Source organism: Streptomyces sp. NPDC005963, from assembly GCF_040638655.1.
Lineage (GTDB): Bacteria > Actinomycetota > Actinomycetes > Streptomycetales > Streptomycetaceae > Streptomyces.
This window is the reverse complement of record NZ_JBEXVD010000038.1, coordinates 30,628-46,468: the sequence shown is the minus strand read 5'-3', so window position 1 is coordinate 46,468 and position 15,841 is coordinate 30,628. Positions and strand designations below refer to the sequence as shown.

At 70.4% G+C, this 15,841-nt stretch carries 14 protein-coding genes; 6 read left to right on the top strand and 8 right to left on the bottom strand.

The window, feature by feature from the left end:
* Positions 1-135: 135 nt before the first annotated feature.
* Both ABZ348_RS32295 and ABZ348_RS32290 read left to right on the top strand, forming a co-directional pair.
* The gene (locus ABZ348_RS32295; protein ID WP_358939155.1) at positions 136-999 is read left to right on the top strand and encodes a YhjD/YihY/BrkB family envelope integrity protein; all 864 of its coding nucleotides are present in this window, start codon (positions 136-138) and stop codon (positions 997-999) included.
* A gap of 179 nt (positions 1,000-1,178) precedes the next feature.
* The gene (locus tag ABZ348_RS32290; protein ID WP_358939153.1) at positions 1,179-1,505 is read left to right on the top strand and encodes an SHOCT domain-containing protein; all 327 of its coding nucleotides are present in this window, start codon (positions 1,179-1,181) and stop codon (positions 1,503-1,505) included.
* 112 nt (positions 1,506-1,617) lie between these two features.
* Here the strand turns inward: ABZ348_RS32290 and ABZ348_RS32285 are convergent, their stop codons facing one another.
* Together ABZ348_RS32285 and ABZ348_RS32280 are read right to left on the bottom strand one after the other, a co-directional pair.
* Positions 1,618-2,124, bottom strand: coding sequence for an ATP-binding protein (locus ABZ348_RS32285; RefSeq protein WP_358939152.1), 507 nt, complete (start codon positions 2,122-2,124; stop codon positions 1,618-1,620).
* 220 nt (positions 2,125-2,344) lie between these two features.
* Positions 2,345-2,671, bottom strand: a complete 327-nt coding sequence (locus ABZ348_RS32280; RefSeq protein ID WP_358939150.1) for a hypothetical protein — start codon at positions 2,669-2,671, stop codon at positions 2,345-2,347.
* A gap of 203 nt (positions 2,672-2,874) precedes the next feature.
* Between ABZ348_RS32280 and ABZ348_RS32275 the strand changes: the two genes are divergently transcribed.
* A complete protein-coding gene (locus tag ABZ348_RS32275; RefSeq protein ID WP_358939148.1) occupies positions 2,875-4,008 on the top strand; it encodes a PLP-dependent cysteine synthase family protein in 1,134 nt (377 codons plus the stop codon).
* A 97-nt stretch (positions 4,009-4,105) separates the two neighbouring features.
* Here the strand turns inward: ABZ348_RS32275 and ABZ348_RS32270 are convergent, their stop codons facing one another.
* Together ABZ348_RS32270 and ABZ348_RS32265 are read right to left on the bottom strand one after the other, a co-directional pair.
* On the bottom strand, positions 4,106-4,540 hold the full coding sequence (locus tag ABZ348_RS32270) for an SRPBCC family protein (RefSeq protein ID WP_358939146.1): 435 nt from the start codon (positions 4,538-4,540) through the stop codon (positions 4,106-4,108).
* A 6-nt stretch (positions 4,541-4,546) separates the two neighbouring features.
* The gene (locus tag ABZ348_RS32265; protein WP_358939144.1) at positions 4,547-5,383 is read right to left on the bottom strand and encodes a DeoR/GlpR family DNA-binding transcription regulator; all 837 of its coding nucleotides are present in this window, start codon (positions 5,381-5,383) and stop codon (positions 4,547-4,549) included.
* A 208-nt stretch (positions 5,384-5,591) separates the two neighbouring features.
* Here ABZ348_RS32265 and ABZ348_RS32260 point away from each other — a divergent pair, with 208 nt between their 5' ends.
* Positions 5,592-8,201 carry a hypothetical protein gene (locus ABZ348_RS32260; RefSeq protein ID WP_358939142.1) on the top strand — a complete coding sequence of 870 codons (2,610 nt, stop codon included), beginning with the start codon at positions 5,592-5,594 and terminating at the stop codon, positions 8,199-8,201.
* Here the strand turns inward: ABZ348_RS32260 and ABZ348_RS32255 are convergent.
* The 3 genes from ABZ348_RS32255 to ABZ348_RS32245 all read right to left on the bottom strand — a co-directional run bounded on the left by ABZ348_RS32255 (position 8,171) and on the right by ABZ348_RS32245 (position 12,200).
* Positions 8,171-10,600, bottom strand: coding sequence for a right-handed parallel beta-helix repeat-containing protein (locus ABZ348_RS32255; RefSeq protein ID WP_358939140.1), 2,430 nt, complete (start codon positions 10,598-10,600; stop codon positions 8,171-8,173). The two genes, ABZ348_RS32260 and ABZ348_RS32255, sit on opposite strands and share 31 nt — an antisense overlap.
* Positions 10,601-10,829: 229 nt before the next feature.
* Positions 10,830-11,438 carry a hypothetical protein gene (locus ABZ348_RS32250; protein ID WP_358939138.1) on the bottom strand — a complete coding sequence of 203 codons (609 nt, stop codon included), beginning with the start codon at positions 11,436-11,438 and terminating at the stop codon, positions 10,830-10,832.
* 306 nt (positions 11,439-11,744) lie between these two features.
* Positions 11,745-12,200 (bottom strand): DUF6643 family protein, encoded by a 456-nt coding sequence (locus tag ABZ348_RS32245; RefSeq protein ID WP_358939136.1) that lies wholly within the window; start codon positions 12,198-12,200, stop codon positions 11,745-11,747.
* Between the two features lie 254 nt (positions 12,201-12,454).
* On the opposite strand from ABZ348_RS32245, the gene ABZ348_RS32240 reads away from it, so the two are divergent.
* Positions 12,455-13,762 carry a TerD family protein gene (locus ABZ348_RS32240; protein ID WP_358939135.1) on the top strand — a complete coding sequence of 436 codons (1,308 nt, stop codon included), beginning with the start codon at positions 12,455-12,457 and terminating at the stop codon, positions 13,760-13,762.
* Between the two features lie 62 nt (positions 13,763-13,824).
* On the opposite strand, the gene ABZ348_RS32235 is transcribed toward ABZ348_RS32240, so the two are convergent.
* Complete coding sequence (locus tag ABZ348_RS32235) at positions 13,825-15,003, bottom strand: glycosyltransferase (protein WP_358939133.1); 1,179 nt, start codon at positions 15,001-15,003, stop codon at positions 13,825-13,827.
* On the opposite strand from ABZ348_RS32235, the gene ABZ348_RS32230 reads away from it, so the two are divergent.
* Positions 15,002-15,841, top strand: coding sequence for an aspartate/glutamate racemase family protein (locus tag ABZ348_RS32230; RefSeq protein ID WP_358939131.1), 840 nt, complete (start codon positions 15,002-15,004; stop codon positions 15,839-15,841). The two genes, ABZ348_RS32235 and ABZ348_RS32230, sit on opposite strands and share 2 nt — an antisense overlap.

Here is a 15,841-nt window from a genome sequence, read left to right as displayed (position 1 = left end):
GTGTGGGTCGGTGTGTCGTGACCCGGGTGCACGGGTGGAGCCTGAGACGCTCGACAACGGCGCAGCAACGGCCCGCACCACTCGTTCGGGGGCATCGGGGCGCCCCGTCACGGAGGAGCGGGTAGGCCACGACCCATGACCCCTGAGCCTTCCGGCGCGGGCCGTCAGCCGCATCGGCTCCAGCGCCTCCACCGAAGAATCCTCGCTTCGCCCGTCGCTCTCGCCTGGAACCGCGGACGGGAGATCGAGCTGCTGCACCGCGCCATGGGCTTCGCCGCACTCGGCTTCCTCACCCTCGTACCGCTCCTGGTGGTGGTCGCCGCGGCGGATCCCGCCAGCAGCCAGGGCTTCGCCCGCTGGCTCGGACAGGCGCTGGGTGTCTCCGAAGCCTCACAGGACGAGGTCGAACGTCTCTTCGGGGTGCCGGGCGAGGCGCTCCAGCGGACCACCGCCTTCGGTCTCGCCGCACTCGCCGTCTTCGGTCTGACGTTCGGCTCCGCCGTGCAGACCGGCTACGAAAAGGTCTGGGACCTCCCCACCGCCCGCTGGCACACCATGTGGCGCCACATCATCTTCCTCGCCCTCCTCGTCTTCTCCCTGCTCCTCTTCGTCAACACCCCGACCCCGGAACCCTCCCGATCGGTCCTTGGCACCGTCGGCGGCGCGCTCGCCGACCTCGTGGGCACCTTCCTCTTCTTCTGGGTCGCCCAACGGCTGCTCCTGGGCGGTCGCGTCCGCTGGCGCGCCCTGCTTCCCGGCGCCGTGGCGACCGCCCTCGCCATGCTGGGGCTGCGGATCTTCTCCCAACTGGTCTTCTCGCCGCTGATCGCGTCGAACGCCGTCACCTACGGCCCCTTCGGGACGGTCCTGGTGCTCCAGTCCTGGCTGGTCGGAGTGGGGGTTGTCGTCTACGGCGGTGCCCTGGTCGGCCGGCTGTACCACGAAGAGCGCCTGCGGCGACGGCTGGACCGCGAGTTCCACATTCCCCGGCCCGGGTGAGCGCCGCTGCGGCATCCCCCTCCACAGCCGCAGGGAGCACGGCTCCGGGCCGTCGACTACTCCCCGGGAGGTACGCGTACGGCCGCTGACCGTATGACGACGGTGCCGGCGTCCCGAGGGAGCCTCGAAAGGGAACGCACGGGACTCGGAGGCACGACCTCGCAAGGAGCTGAACCACGATGAACACACTGGCGTACGGGCCCGGCCCCGGGCCCTGGATCCTGCTGATGCCGCTGATCTGGTGTGCGGTGATCGTCGTCCTGGTCGCCGTGGTGCGCCGTACGGGCCTGTGGCGCACGGCGGGCGGGCACCGCGGGTACGGCGGACGCGCGCCCCTGCCGGGGTGGACCGGCCACCCGGGACGGGACGCACCGGGCGAGAACTCGCCGATCGCCCTCCTCGGCCGACGGTTCGCCGCCGGTGAGATCGACGAGGACGAGTACTGGCGTCGGCTGTCCGTCCTCGACGAGCAGTTCGGCCGGCCGGTCCGGGGCGGCGACGACTGACGGCAGCGCGACCCCGTCCGGAGCGATCGAGCAGGGGGGCGGTGCGGACGGCCGGGAGCGGGGGCGCCCGGCCCGGCCGTCCGCTCCGATCGCGTCCTCGATCCAGAGGCCGTCAGGGCTGAACGGCCCCGGCGAGTTCGTCTTCCGTCACCGCGGCGCCGGACTCGTGCACCTGGGGGCAGGAGGACACCTCCGCCCTTGGCGTCGCGGTCAGCGACGGCAGGGCGAGCGTGAACCAAACGCTCTTGCCCGAGTCGCCCCGCGGACGTGTGCCCCAGGCGTCGCTCATCGCGGCGATCAGATCGAGCCCGCGGCCGGAGGTGGCGAACAGATCGCGGTCCGGTGCGGAGGAGACCACCGGAAGCCGTGGGTCCGTGTCGTGGACCGAGATGGTGAGCCGGTCGAGGAGCCATTCCACGTCGACGACGCAGCTCTTGTCCGGTTCGGCGTGTTGATGGACGTTGGCCAGCAACTCGGTGACACCGAGGGCAGCCTGGTCGACCAGAGGGTCGAGATGCCAGTAGCGCAATTGCGCCGATACGATTCTGCGGACCTGGCCGATCCGCGACGGCAGGGCCTGGAGCTCCACCGTGCAGTGCCTGCTTGGCTCGCTGATCACGACTGCGACTCCCCGAAATGAGTCGGAAGAAGGCGAAAGTCCGATCCAGCAGTTGATGTCTGCTGATTCTTGGTCGACGGTGACCTCATCCCAGCGTCACCGGCGATGCACCCTGAGTCATGTGACACCAGCGTGAACCAGCCAAGCCGGTCCTGCAACTCAGGGGCCGACGCCCGCCCTCGGGCGGAGCCCGTAGACGGGCGAGGAGCCGGCCCGTGACTCAGTCGTCGGCGACGCCCGCCCCGTGGACCGCCTTCAGGAACTGGCCGTTCAGCGCCTCGGCCTCGGACTGGTGGTGATCGCGCTGTCCCATGGTCAGCCGGTACCGCTTGCCGTTGACCGTCAGCGCGGTGCTCGCCTCATCGGTGAACCACGCCTTTCCAGCCCGCACCGCTCGTACGGGGGCGCTGTCGATCACCCGGCCGTAGCTGGTCAACAGCTCCAACCGACCCTTCTTGATCAGCACCTGGCCGGACTTGGTCAGTGAGCGCGGCCAGCGCTCGATGCGTACCCCCGTGGCCCGGAACTCGGGTTCAACCATGTCCATTGACCCTCATCCCCCTTCGTCGTGTCGTCCCTGCTGGCAGTCTGCCCAACTCCGGCCGCTCACACCAGTACGAAGCGCTCCCGCCCCGGACGCTTTGTCCACAACGGACTCCTATGGCTACCCAAAGTTAATGTTTGTGCAGGTGAGGGGCTTACTGTGACGGGGAGGCACAAGAGTTCCCAGCACGGTGAGGGGCGACGGGTATGAGTACCGATGACAACCAGGTGACCGGTGGGGCCGAGGCGACGGTGGATGTGGACCGTAGCGATCCGGCCTATCGAGCCTGGCTCAAAGAAGCCGTTCGCAAGGTCCAAGCCGACGCCAACCGCTCCGCCGACACCCATCTGCTCAAGTTCCCCCTGCCGGAAGAGTGGGGCATCGACCTCTACCTCAAGGACGAGTCGACCCATCCGACCGGCAGTCTCAAGCACCGGCTCGCCCGCTCCCTCTTCCTCTACGGCCTCTGCAACGGATGGATCAGGCCCGGTAAGCCGGTGATCGAGGCGTCCAGCGGCTCCACAGCCGTTTCGGAGGCGTACTTCGCCAAGCTCGTGGGCGTTCCCTTCGTCGCCGTGATGCCCCGCACCACCAGCCCCGAGAAGATCCGGCTCATCGAATTCCACGGCGGACAGTGCCACTTCGTCGACGACTCCCAGCGGATGTACGAAGAGTCCGCCGCCCTCGCGGAGCGGACCGGCGGGCACTACATGGACCAGTTCACCTACGCCGAGCGGGCCACCGACTGGCGGGGCAACAACAACATCGCCGAATCCATCTACCAGCAGTTGCAGCGGGAGCGGTACCCGGAGCCCACGTGGATCGTCGCCACCGCGGGCACCGGCGGCACCTCGGCGACCATCGCCCGGTACGTCCACTACATGCAGCACGACACCCGGGTCTGCGTGCCCGACCCGGAGAACTCCTGCTTCTTCGACGGCTGGACCACCGGTGACCCGCGGGCCACGAGCCCCGCCAGCTCCCGCATCGAGGGAATCGGCCGCCCCCGCATGGAACCGAGCTTCGTCCCCGGAGCCATCGACCGGATGATGAAGGTGCCCGACGCGGCGAGCATCGCGGCCGTTCGCGCACTCGACCGGGTCCTCGGGCGCAAGGCCGGCGGTTCCACCGGTACGGGCCTGTGGAGTGCCTGGAAGATCGTCTCGGAGATGGTCGCCACCGGCGAACGGGGGAGCGTGGTCACCCTGATCTGCGACCCGGGCGACCGCTACCTCGACAAGTACTACTCGGACGAGTGGCTCCACGACCAGGGCCTCGACATCGCCCCCTACGCGCGCCAGATCGACACCTTCCTGGCGACCGGCAACTGGCCGGGCTGACCCGCACCCGTGGGTGGGACGTACGGCCGGGCGTCGAACAGCGGACGTACGACGGCGGACTGGAACAGGTCCACCCTCACCGTGCGCGGGCGCCGCCCTACCCTCCCAACAGACCGTTGAGCGCACGGCCGAAGACCATCCGACCCGTCAGCGCAACGAGCCGGTCCAGGAATCCGGGCACCAGGGAGATGCGCAACTCCTCCGTCCACACCACGACGGTGCCCGATCCTTGCCCCAGGACTTCGACCTCCGCCCATCCCCGAACGACCCGCCCCCGCTTCTCCAACCGGTAGCGTCCCGCGGCGCCTCCCTCGGGAGGCCTCCACTCCACGACCTCCATCGGATCGTCGACGCCCACCGGCCCCAGCGCCGTGCGCACGGTGAACGCGCTCCCCACGCCGGTGGGCCCCTCGGTCGTGACGGAGAGCCGGGTCAAGGGCATCCGAGCCGCATGGGCCCGCCAGTCGGCCACCCGCCGCCACACCTCGTCGACCGGCAGGGTGACCGCCCGCGTCAATCGGAAGACCGCCACCGGTCCTCAACCGCCCTGCACATCGGTGCCACCGGCGACGATGAGTCCCGGTAGATGCTCCGAGATCTGCTCCTGGGCCTCCTTGGACAGCCCCGCATCGGTCACCAGCGTGTCGACCTCCGCCAGCCGCGCGAAGGAACTGAGCCCCACCGTCCCCCACTTGGTGTGATCGGCGACCACCACGACCCGGCGTGCCGCCCGTACGAAACGCCTGTTGGTCTCCGCCTCCGCGAGGTTGGGAGTGGACAGCCCGGCCTCGACCGAGATCCCGTGCACTCCGAGGAAGAGCACGTCGAAGTGGAGCGAGCGGATCGCCTGGTCGGCCACCGGGCCCACCAACGAGTCGGACGGGGTCCGCACTCCGCCGGTCAGCACCACCGTGGCCGCCCCGGGACGTGCGACCCCGCCCGCGCCGCCGCGCTGCGCCGTGTGGAAGACGTCGGCCACCCGAACCGAATTGGTGACCACGGTCAGATCCGGCACGTCGAGCAGGTGATGGGCCAGCGCGAACGTCGTGGTTCCGCCCGACAGCGCGATCGCGGTACCGGGCACGGCCATCGTCACGGCAGCCCGGGCGATGTCCTCCTTCGCGCTCAACTCCAGTGCGGACTTGGCTTCGAAGCCCGGCTCGTGCGTACTGGCCTCGACCACGGGCACCGCACCCCCGTGCACCTTCTCGATGACGCCCTGTCGGGCGAGGGCGTCGAGGTCACGACGTACGGTCATGTCGGAAACGCTGAGCTTGCGGGTGAGTTCATTGACCCGAACCCCGCCACGCCTGCGCACCTCGTCGAGAATGAGGGCACGCCGCTGCTCCGCGAGCAGGTTCTGATTGTCGGTCACTTCCGTGGCCGGTCCTTCCATGTCGTCCTGCGCCGCCTGTTTTCGAGGCGCCCCATACTCCCACGGAGCCCCGGGCGCCATGTCGCGGAGATTCGGTGAGGGCGCTGTGACAAGACGCCGTCATCCGGGATTCTTAGGAGGAACGACGCGTGCGGCCGTGCGGTCGTCGCCCCCGTCCAGAGAGCGAGTCACACCGGTGCCATCTGCGATGTCGGCCCCGAGGAACGAAGGACCAGCGCTGGAACTGCTGGTCCACGGTGTGGGCGGGGCCAGCCCCCAGGAGATACTGGGCGATCCCCGGACCGTTCGGATCTCCGGTGACGAGAAGGCCGCGATCTTTCGGCGCTGCGATGACGAGACGGCCGAAAGAGATCCCGGGCGCGGGCGTGATCAACCCGTTCCCGAGGCGTACTGCTGGTCCAACCTCACTTCCGGCAACAGCGCGCGTGCCCTGTGGCTGTTGCTCCTGCCCTTCATGGTCGTCAACCTGGCGCACTGGATGCGTCCGCGTGCCGCCGGGCGTCCAGGAGCGAGCAGGGCGTACGGGGTCCTGGTGCGCCTGGTCGCGCTGAGTCTCACCGTGCTGCTGACCGCCGCCGCGTGCGAGGTGGCGCTCGATCTGGTGGCTTGGCAGTGTGCCGGAGTCGCTTCGTGTGCGAACAGCCGCTCCTGGTTGGGATTCCTCTCCGCGGAGCAGGGCGGCTGGTGGTCCCAGCCTGGCCGACGGCTGGCCCTCGCCTCACTGGTTCCGGCCGCCCTGGTGGGCCTGCTCTGGTACCTCTCCCATCGGACGTGGAACGCGTACGAGTCCCAGCGCCCGCCGACGGGGGCCGATGTGGCGGACGGCGAGGCCGGAACCGGCCCGCACCCGGAGAAGGGGAAGCCCGACGGAAGCACCGCCGTCATCGGGGCGATCGAGGCCGACACCCCAGATAGCCCAGATGGCCCAGCTGACACAGACGACCCAGGCGCCACACGCGATGTCGATGACACCGATGAAACGGACGACCCGTCCGAAGTAGACGACCCGTCCGAAGCAGACGGCCCGGCTGGGACGGGTGACGCGGATACGGACGATGCCTCAGGTTCGGGTGCGCGGCGGGCAGGACCGTCCGCCCTCGGACGACCCGGGTTCTGGTACGGCCGCCGACTGGTCGCACGACTGCGTGCCGCCCACACGGCCGCCGGCCTGCTCACCGTCGCCGCCGCGGTCACCGGGGCCGCCGCCCGCCACGACCGGGCCGCTGACAGTGTCCTGATGGCGATCTGCGGAGGGGTGTTGGAGACCCTGCTCGCGCTCGGATTCCTCGCCGTCCTCGCCGTCGTCTTCCGCCGGGGCCGCAGCGAACGGCGGTTCGACGCCCGGTTGGACCGCGCCGCGGTCCGTCGACTGCCCGCCGTTGCGATCGGGTTGTGGGTGCTCGCCCTGCTGTACGCCGGCTGGCCCCGACCCGAGTGGGCGTCGCAGGGGACGCTGCCCGGGGACGCCGCCTTTCGACTGATCGCGCTCACCCAGGTCGTCCTGGTCATGGCCCTGGCGATCGTCGCCGCCATCCTCCAACGACGGGCCCGCCATCCGCGCACGGCCCTGCGGGGAGTCGCCGGCCCGGCGGTCGCGATGCTCGCGTGCGCGCTCGGCGGGGTGATGACCGGAGGCGTCGCCCAGCGGGTCGCCGACTGGCTGGACGGGCCCGGCACTCCGGGAATGGACGGGCAGGGCAGCATCCCCGGCCCGCCCGTGCTGCTGAGTTGGCAGGCTTCCGTCATCCCCGTACTGCTGCTCGTCCTGATCGTGCCCGCCGCCGTCCTCGCGGTCCGCGTCCTCCTCGCCACGCGCCGAACCGGGCCGGGCATCGAGGCCGAGTACGAGGCGAGGGAGCGGACCCGCCCGACCGACGTGTGGCGACCCGATCGGGGCCGCACCCGACGGATCGCCAGTGCACGGGCCCGCGCCGACATCACCGACGCCGCGCCCCGGATGGTGGGGATCATCGCCGGCACCACTCTCGTCCTGGGGGTGGGCGCCGTCCTGGGCGCCTGGGTCAGCGGCGAGGTGCCCGGTCGGGCGTTCGCGGGTGACGGCTGGGTCGAGTCCTGTGCCGAGACCGCGCAGGCGCTGGGCTCCTGGCTGGTCGGCTTCGGCTTCATACTGTTCGTCACCTGGGGCCGCCGCGCCTATCGGGACGCCTCCGCCCGGCGCACCATCGGCATCCTCTGGGACGTCGGCACCTTCTGGCCCCGCGCCGCCCATCCCTTCGCCCCGCCCTGCTACGCGGAACGAGCGGTGCCCGACCTCACCTGGCGAATGTGCACCTGGACCGAGCAGACCGGTGGGCGGTTGGTGATCTCCGGGCATTCCCAGGGCAGCGTGCTGGCCGCGGCGGCAGTGTGGCAACTACCGGCCGCCACCCGCAACCAAGTCGCTCTGCTGACCTACGGCTCACCGCTGGAGCGGCTCTACGGGCGCTGGTTCCCCGCCTACTTCGGCCCCGCCGCACTCGGAGACCTCCGGGGCGAGGTCGAGGGCTGGCGCAACCTCTGGCGACCCACCGATCCCATAGGCGGTCCCGTGCTGCTGACGCCCGCGGCCGGACAGAGCCCCGTCGACGGCGCACCCCTCCACGATCCGGTCGTCTACGGGCGCTCCCGCAGCCATCCGCTGCCCGAACCGATCCGCGGCCACTCCGACTACCAGGCCGACCCGGTCTTCGCCGCCGAGCGCCAACGACTGCTGGAGCGGTTGCTCCCCACCATTCCGAGCCAGTCCCGCCCGCATGAGGAGCCGGCTCAGGGAAGTTCGGGCAGATCCTCCGGGTAGAGCAGCGTCAGATCGTCGGTGCTGACCTCGATCAGTTCGGCGACCCGCCCCGCATGGCGCTCCACCATCGACTCGAAGGTCTGGCGGGCGGTCCGTCCATTGCCGAACGCCGGACCCTTGGGCAGTTCGGCGAAGTACTTCAACAGAGCCTCACCCGTGCCCTCCGCCAGCCGGTACTCGTGCTCGTCGGTCTGCCGCTGGACGATGCTCAGCAACTCGTCGGCCTCGTAGTCCTGGAAGGTGATGGTCCGGGAGAACCGGGAGGCCACGCCAGGGTTGACCGTGAGGAAGCGCTCCATCTCGGCCGTGTAGCCGGCGACGATCACCACGACCGCGTCCCGGTGGTCCTCCATCAGCTTCACCAGCGTGTCGATGGCCTCCTTGCCGAAGTCCCGGCCGGAGTCCTCGGGCGAGAGCGCGTACGCCTCGTCGATGAACAGGACCCCACCGCGCGCCCGGTCGAACGCCTCCTGCGTCCGGATCGCGGTCGAGCCGATGTGCTCGCCGACCAGATCCACGCGGGAGACCTCGACGAGATGACCGCTGCCGAGCACACCGAGCGCCGCCAGGATCTCGCCGTACAACCGGGCCACGGTGGTCTTCCCGGTGCCGGGAGAGCCGGTGAACACCAGGTGCCGGCGGACCGAAGCCGCCTTCAGCCCGGCCTCCTTGCGCCGTCGCCCCACCTCGATCATGTTGGTCAGCGAGCGGACCTCCCGCTTGACGCTGTCCAGCCCGACGAGGGCGTCCAGATCGCCGAGAACAGCGTCCGATGTCCGTGCCGGAACGGCCTCGGGTTCTGCCGTGGTCGTCGTGGCGGGTGTCGTGGTGATCGAAGACGGCGCCGGCGCCAACAGCCCCGACGACTGGGTGGACGTCAGCCGATCCGCCCCGAGGTCCGCGGCGGTCCGGCCGGAGGACGCGAGCACCGCCGACTCGTCGCTCGTGCACTCCTCGACGACGGGCAACGACGGGTCGGCGAACTCGTAACCACCGCGTGCGCACCGCTCGGTGCGGCACTTGCTGAGCGTGGCCCGACAGCCGTCCATCACATGGAAGCCGTAGCCGCCGCTGCCGGTCACCCGACAGCCCCGGAAGGTGCCCCGCCCCTGGGCGGACACATAGAACCCCGCCTCGGCGGGAGAGGTGACCGTACAGCGCTCGATCAGCGGATCCGCGCCCTTGGTGACGATGACGCCCGTCTGGGCCGCGTCGATGGTGCAGGAGTTCAGGGTGCCGCCGCTGCCGTGGTCACGGAACCACGCGCCGGTGGACGCCTCCCTGATCCGGCAGTCGTCGAGCTGTGCGCTCGCGCCGTCGCTCACCGACACGGCGGTGTTGCGGATCTGGGAGAGATCGCTGTCGACTACGTCGACCCGGGAGCCCCGGTCGAGGACGAACAGCGCGTCCGGCACGTCGTGCACCCGACAGGAGTCCAGTACGGCCGTCGCCCCGTCGCTGATCCAGACGGCGGGATAGTCGCCCGTGCTGTCGTGTATCTCGCACTGGTTGGCGTCGACCCGGGTTCCCGGATCCCACACGGACAGACCGTTGCGGCCAAAACGTCGGACCGTGGACCGGGTGAGGGTCAGTACGGAGCGCGAACGGAGGTCGATCGCGTTCTCCGGGATGTCGTGGATGTCGCAGTCGGAGAGCGTCAGCACGGCATCGGTGTCGAGCGTGATTCCATCGGCCGACGTGCGGTGTACCCGGGAGTCGGTCAGATGCGCCGTCGCACGGGACGCGATCTGCACTCCTGCGCCCTTGATCTCGTAGATCTCGCACCCGATGGCTTCCAGACCGCTGCCCTCACCGGTGACGGCCAGGCCGGCGCCCGAGGTGTGGTGCACCCGGCAACGCTCCAACCGAGGGTGTCCGCCCCCGCGCACAGAGACGCCCGACTGGCCGGCCGAGACCACCTCGCACTCCTCGAACACGCCCCCGGCACCCTCCAGTACGGCTATGCCGACGCCCGCAGGATTGTCGATCGTGCAGCGGCGGACGGTGGGCCGGGCGGCTCCCCGCACCTCCAGGCCGGAGGCCGAACGGGTCGAGATGCGCACGTCGATCAACTCGGGGGTGCCGTCCTCCACGAGCAACGCGGGCGCCGTCGTGTCCTGGCCCTCCACATACAGGTCCTGCACCGTGGCGGAAGCCCGCACCGTCAGCGGTACGCCGTCGGCCGGTGCGATCCGCACCGAGCCCAGCGACCCCTCCGGGCCGCGCAGCGTCACCGCCCGTTGGACCACGAGGTTCTCGCGATATGTCCCCGGGGCGACGGTGAGGACGTCGCCGTCCCCGGCGGCCTCCAGGGCTGCCGCCAAGGAGGCGTACTCGCCCGTGCGGCGCCGCCACCGCGATGTGCCCGTGTGGGTCACCTGGACCGTGCCCTGTGCCATCGTGCTGCTCTGCCCCCACCTCGTGTGTTCGGATTCGGCGCGCCTCGGGGAGGGGAACGCCCCCTACGGGCCTGCCTCCATCGTGACCGACTCGCCCGCGACGACCGCGCCCGTGTCGAACTCTGTCCTGAGTGCGTCCTGACGCGCGACAGGCCCGCTGCCCGGACACCTCTCGACAGGTCTCCCCACCGTAGCGCGCGCACGGGTGGGGAGTTGACGAATCAGGAGGTCAGCTGCCCGTACCCGTACGTCCCCAATCAGGTCCGACGGCAGCCCACGCCCGGTCCAGACGGTCGTGTCTACGCCGCACCAGGCGCCACAGCACCAGCCGTCTGGCGCATTCGAGCGCTCCTGCCGCGGAGATGGCAGCGCCGACTCCGGTCAGTGCCGCGTGCACCCGGACGGTCGCCAAGTCCAGGGGACGGGTGACGACATGACCCCGATCGTCGGTCCAGATGGTGACCCGATCACCGGCTCGGGGCCGGTCCTCGACCGTGGCGATCGCCCCGGTGTGCCGGCGCCCGTCGACCGCGCGCCACTGTGCCGTCACCGTACGCTGCTGATGGTCCGCCGCGCTGGTGTCGGGATCGTACGAGCGCGCCTTGGCGGGAGGGGCGGGACTCACCACCGTCGCGGTCGTCTGGTGGCGCTGCTGTCGCTGGAGCCGCATCGACTGGCGGAGCGAGTCATCGGTGGCCGAGCCGACCAGCCAACCGAAGGCGGGGGCGAGAGTGACCAGGAGGAGGGCGGCGCTCAGCGCCATCCATGCCTCGATCTGATCGGTGGCTCGGCGCAGGGGATTGCCGCGCCAACGCCACACACCCCGTGCCGCATGCATGCCCGCACCCCCTTTGCCGTCTGGACAGCACGGTGCCGCACCACACCAACACGCATCCTACGAGTCCCGGTGGAGCGCTTGCGTCCTGGTGTGGTGCGGCGAGCCCGCTTGCCTTCGTGCCCCTTCTCTCCAACGTGCGCAGGGGGTGTCGTGTTCCCACAGACCTCACCAGAAGGGAACACTTCGCACCCACGGGCCGTCCGACCGGAGGCAGTCCGGGCATGGGTGAGGCGGAGGAAGACGGGAACGACAGAGGGTTGACGGACCGTCCGTCCTCGGGTCGGCAGGACCCCGGAGGGAACGGCCCTAGTAACCCTGCCCCGGGTAGGGGCGGTTGTACGGGTCGGTGTAACCCGGACCGGGCGCCGGAGCCGGGCGAGGGGCAGCGGGGCGCATCGCCTCGTAGCCCGTGGCCGGCGGTCGTTGCTGCGGGTAGCCCTGCTGGGCGGGGTAGCCGCGGGGCGGCACCGGCTGCTGCTGGGGGATGTACGGCGCGGGGGCCTGTTGCAGTGGCATGGGCTGCGGAGCCTGCTGCCCATAGCCGTAGGCGGGCTGGGGAGCCGAAGGCCCGGCCGGAAGAGCGGGGAGCGCCGCGGGGAGCGCCGGCAGATAGCTGTTGCCGGTGTCGTAGGCGGCAGGCACTCGGATCGGGGCGATCTGAGGCGTGCCCCGCTCTGCGACCAGCGAGTCGTAGATCGGGGTGTCAGCGAACGACGGAGCGGAGTAGTAGCCGCCGCCGTAAGTGGAGCGGGGGGAGGTCATGGCACATAAGTTAAGCCCACGATGTGGATTTGGGGAGCCCGATAAGAGGGTTGTTTCCGGAGATATGACCGACTGCTGAGCTCCAATGGGACCGAACCCGGGAAAAACGGTCGCGCCATGGCGCCAGAATCGTGTAAAGGGCGAGCTGAGAGAGGGTTACCGGTGGGTCCGTGGAAGCCTGACGGGGCAGATGAGGGCTAGGTTTGAGCCTCGGTGAACCAATTCTGACGTCGGAACCCGTGATGGGGGCAAGCATGTCCATGCACAAGGGGGGCAACACTCCGGTGCCTGCACCGCAGGTCCGGGTCGAACTGGGCTGGGGGGCGGGCTCCGCCGTTCCCGATGTCGACGCCTCGGCACTGCTGCTCGACTCCGGTTCGGGCAAGGTCCGCTCGGACGCGGACTTCGTCTTCTACAACCAACCGACCCACGCCTCCGGGGCGGTCCGGCACGAAGGGAAGCAGTCCGGCTCCGATCCGGTGACCGACCGCCTCCATGTGGACCTGACCGCCGTCGAGCCCTCCATCGAGCGGATCGTGCTCGCGGCCTCGGCCGACGGCGGCACCTTCGGCCAGGTGCCCGGGCTCTACATCCGGGTCACCGATGCGTCCACCGGGGCCGAGATCGCCCGCTACGACAGCCAGGACGCCACCGTCGAGACGGCCTTCGTGCTGGGCGAGTTGTACCGGCGGCAAGGGGCTTGGAAGTTCCGGGCGGTGGGGCAGGGGTACGGCACCGGTCTGGCCGGGCTGGCGACCGACTACGGGATCAGCGTCGACGAACCCCCGTCGACGCCACCGCCGCCCGTCAACACCGCCCCCGGCACCTCCACCGCCACCATGCACCTCCGCAGCCCCGCCCCGGCCCCCGCGGCCCCTGCGGCTGCCCCGGCGCCCGCGACCCCTCCGGCCGCCGCGCCCACACCCGTACGGTTGTCCAAGGTGACCCTGACGAAGGAGACCCCGTCTGTCTCCCTGACCAAGCAGGGCGGCACTTCCGGGGCGTTGCGCGTGAACCTCAGCTGGGAGGTGCGCAAGCAGTTCAAGGGCTGGGGGGCCAAGCTCGGCCGGGCCATCGCCATGCACGGCGACCTCGATCTCGACCTCTGCGCCCTCTATGAACTCACCGACGGGCGCAAGGGCGTCGTCCAGTCACTCGGCAACGCCTTCGGTTCCCTGCACCAGGCTCCCTACATCCACCTCGACGGCGACGACCGCACGGGCGGTACGTCGGGTGAGAACCTGACCATCAACCTGGACCACCGGGACCAACTCCGCCGGGTGGTCATCTTCGTCACCATCTACGAGGGCGCGCGCAGTTTCGCCGACCTCGACGCGACGGTCACCCTCCAACCCCAACACGGGGCACCCATCGAGTTCTCGCTCGGCGAGTGCACGGTCCCCTCCACCGTCTGCTCCCTGGCGCTGATCACCAACACCGGTTCCGACCTCGTCGTCCAGCGCGAGGCCCGTTTCCTCGTCCCGGAACGCGGTGTGAGTCCCCAGCGGACCATGGACCACACCTACGGCTGGGGAATGAACTGGACCCCGGGTCGCAAGTGACCGCTCCTGCTGAGCCGTTGTGACCGTTGTATGCGTTGTGGTTGCGATGCGGGCCGGTCCGCTCAGCGTTGTTCCGGCGCCGGCGTGGGACGGGCGTACGTACGCCCCTTCCACGCCGCGCCCCGGCCGCGATGGTGCTGCACCGCCGAGTCCACCGTCATCAACAGATAGAGCAGCCCGGTGAACGGCAGCAGCGGAGCGAACAACACGGACTGCCGGTAGTAGCGCAGGGTCGGCAGATAGGTCCCCGCCATCACCGCCCACGCCAGCCCACCGGCCCAGCCCACCACCGGATCCGAGGTGAGCAGCGCCGTACACACGGCGATCGGCGGCACCAGATAGACCAGCGCGAGCACCACCACGGTCCCCGCCAGCAGCAGCGGGCTGTACGCCAACTGTGCGTACGCACTGCGCGCCACCATCTGCCACAGGTCCGCCAACCGCGGGTACGGCCGCACGCTGTCCACCCGGTCGGCGAGCCCCAACCAGATGCGCCCGCCCGACCGCTTGACCGCACGCGCCAGGGACACATCGTCGATCACCGCCTGGCGGATCGACTCCGGCACACCTGCGCGTTCCGCCGCCGCCCTGCGCAACAACACGCAGCCGCCGGCCGCCGCCGCGGTCCTCGCCCCCGGCCGATTGACCCGACGGAACGGATAGAGCTGACCGAAGAAGTAGACGAAGGCGGGCACGATCAGCCGCTCCCAACCGCTCACCACCCGCAGGCGTGCCATCTGGGAGACCAGGTCCCAACCGCCGGTGCGCGCGGCTTCGACCAGGGCACGCAGGCTGTCGGGGGCATGGGCGATGTCGGCGTCCGTGAGGAGCAGGTACTCGGGTCCGTCCGGCCGGGCCACGGCCATCCCGTGGCGCAGGGCCCACAGTTTTCCCGTCCAGCCGGGCTCCGGCTCACCCGCATGGACCACGCTCAGCGGCAGCCCTCCGTACCGTACGGCCAGCTCCCGGGCCAACTCGCTCGTGCCATCGGTGCTTCCGTCGTCCACGAGGATCACCCGGGCCCGTCCCGGATACTCCTGGGTCAGAAGGGTCGGCAGGGTTTGGGGAAGCACTTCGGACTCGTCCCGGGCGGGTACGACGACGGCGACATCGGGCCAAGGATCGGACCCGGGAACACGGTGGGGCAGCCGCTGGTCCGTGCGCCAGAAGAACCCCTGGCCCAACAGCAGCCACCCCCACACGACCAGTGATCCGACGGCGATCCAGGCAAGGGCGGTCATGACCGAAAGTCTGCCGCAGGCAAACGGCGCCACCAGCGGTGTCGACTATGGTGACCGGGTGAAGATCGCGCTCATGGATTCCGGAATCGGCCTCCTCGCGGCGGCGGCTGCGGTACGCAGACTCCGGCCGGACGCAGACCTCGTACTCTCCTCCGACCCCGAGGGAATGCCCTGGGGACCGCGCACGCCGGACGACGTGACCGAGCGGGCCCTCGCCGCTGCCAGAGCCGCCGTCTCCCACGCCCCCGACGCACTGATCGTCGCCTGCAACACCGCTTCGGTGCACGCCCTGCACACGCTCCGCGCGGAGCTGGAGCCCGCCGTCCCGGTCATCGGTACCGTTCCCGCGATCAAGCCGGCCGCCGCGGGCGGCGGGCCGGTGGCGATCTGGGCCACGCCGGCCACCACCGGCAGCGTCTACCAACGCCGACTGATCAAGGACTTCGCCGGTGCGTCCGCCGTGACCGAAGTGCCCTGCCCCGGGCTCGCCGACGGCGTCCAGCACGCGGACGACACCATGATCGACCGTGCCATCGCCGCCGCCGCAGCGCTCACCCCGCGCGACGTCCGGGCGATCGTCCTCGGCTGCACCCACTACGAGCTCGTGGCCGAGCGCATCCGCACGGCCGTCGGGGTGCCGGTCGCCCTCTACGGCTCGGCCGAGGCCGTTGCGGCGCAGGCGTTGCGCCGCGCGGTTCGTACGGGTGCCAGGGCACGGGCCGCCGCCCCCGCCGGGAGGGTCACCGTGCTGCACAGCGGTCGGGAGTCCGTACTGTCCGTGCAGGCCATGAGCTATGTGGAGGCCCGTTCACTGCATGCGGCCACCCCGGTGCGCTGA

Coding starts and splice junctions, on each gene's coding strand:
- ABZ348_RS32295 (WP_358939155.1), top strand. CDS start 136: ATGACCCCTGAGCCTTCCGGCGCGGGCCGTCAGCCGCATCGGCTCCAG.
- ABZ348_RS32290 (WP_358939153.1), top strand. CDS start 1,179: ATGAACACACTGGCGTACGGGCCCGGCCCCGGGCCCTGGATCCTGCTG.
- ABZ348_RS32280 (WP_358939150.1), bottom strand. CDS start 2,671: ATGGACATGGTTGAACCCGAGTTCCGGGCCACGGGGGTACGCATCGAG.
- ABZ348_RS32275 (WP_358939148.1), top strand. CDS start 2,875: ATGAGTACCGATGACAACCAGGTGACCGGTGGGGCCGAGGCGACGGTG.
- ABZ348_RS32260 (WP_358939142.1), top strand. CDS start 5,592: ATGTCGGCCCCGAGGAACGAAGGACCAGCGCTGGAACTGCTGGTCCAC.
- ABZ348_RS32255 (WP_358939140.1), bottom strand. CDS start 10,600: ATGGCACAGGGCACGGTCCAGGTGACCCACACGGGCACATCGCGGTGG.
- ABZ348_RS32250 (WP_358939138.1), bottom strand. CDS start 11,438: ATGCATGCGGCACGGGGTGTGTGGCGTTGGCGCGGCAATCCCCTGCGC.
- ABZ348_RS32245 (WP_358939136.1), bottom strand. CDS start 12,200: ATGACCTCCCCCCGCTCCACTTACGGCGGCGGCTACTACTCCGCTCCG.
- ABZ348_RS32240 (WP_358939135.1), top strand. CDS start 12,455: ATGTCCATGCACAAGGGGGGCAACACTCCGGTGCCTGCACCGCAGGTC.
- ABZ348_RS32230 (WP_358939131.1), top strand. CDS start 15,002: ATGACCGAAAGTCTGCCGCAGGCAAACGGCGCCACCAGCGGTGTCGAC.
- ABZ348_RS32235 (WP_358939133.1), bottom strand. CDS start 15,003: ATGACCGCCCTTGCCTGGATCGCCGTCGGATCACTGGTCGTGTGGGGG.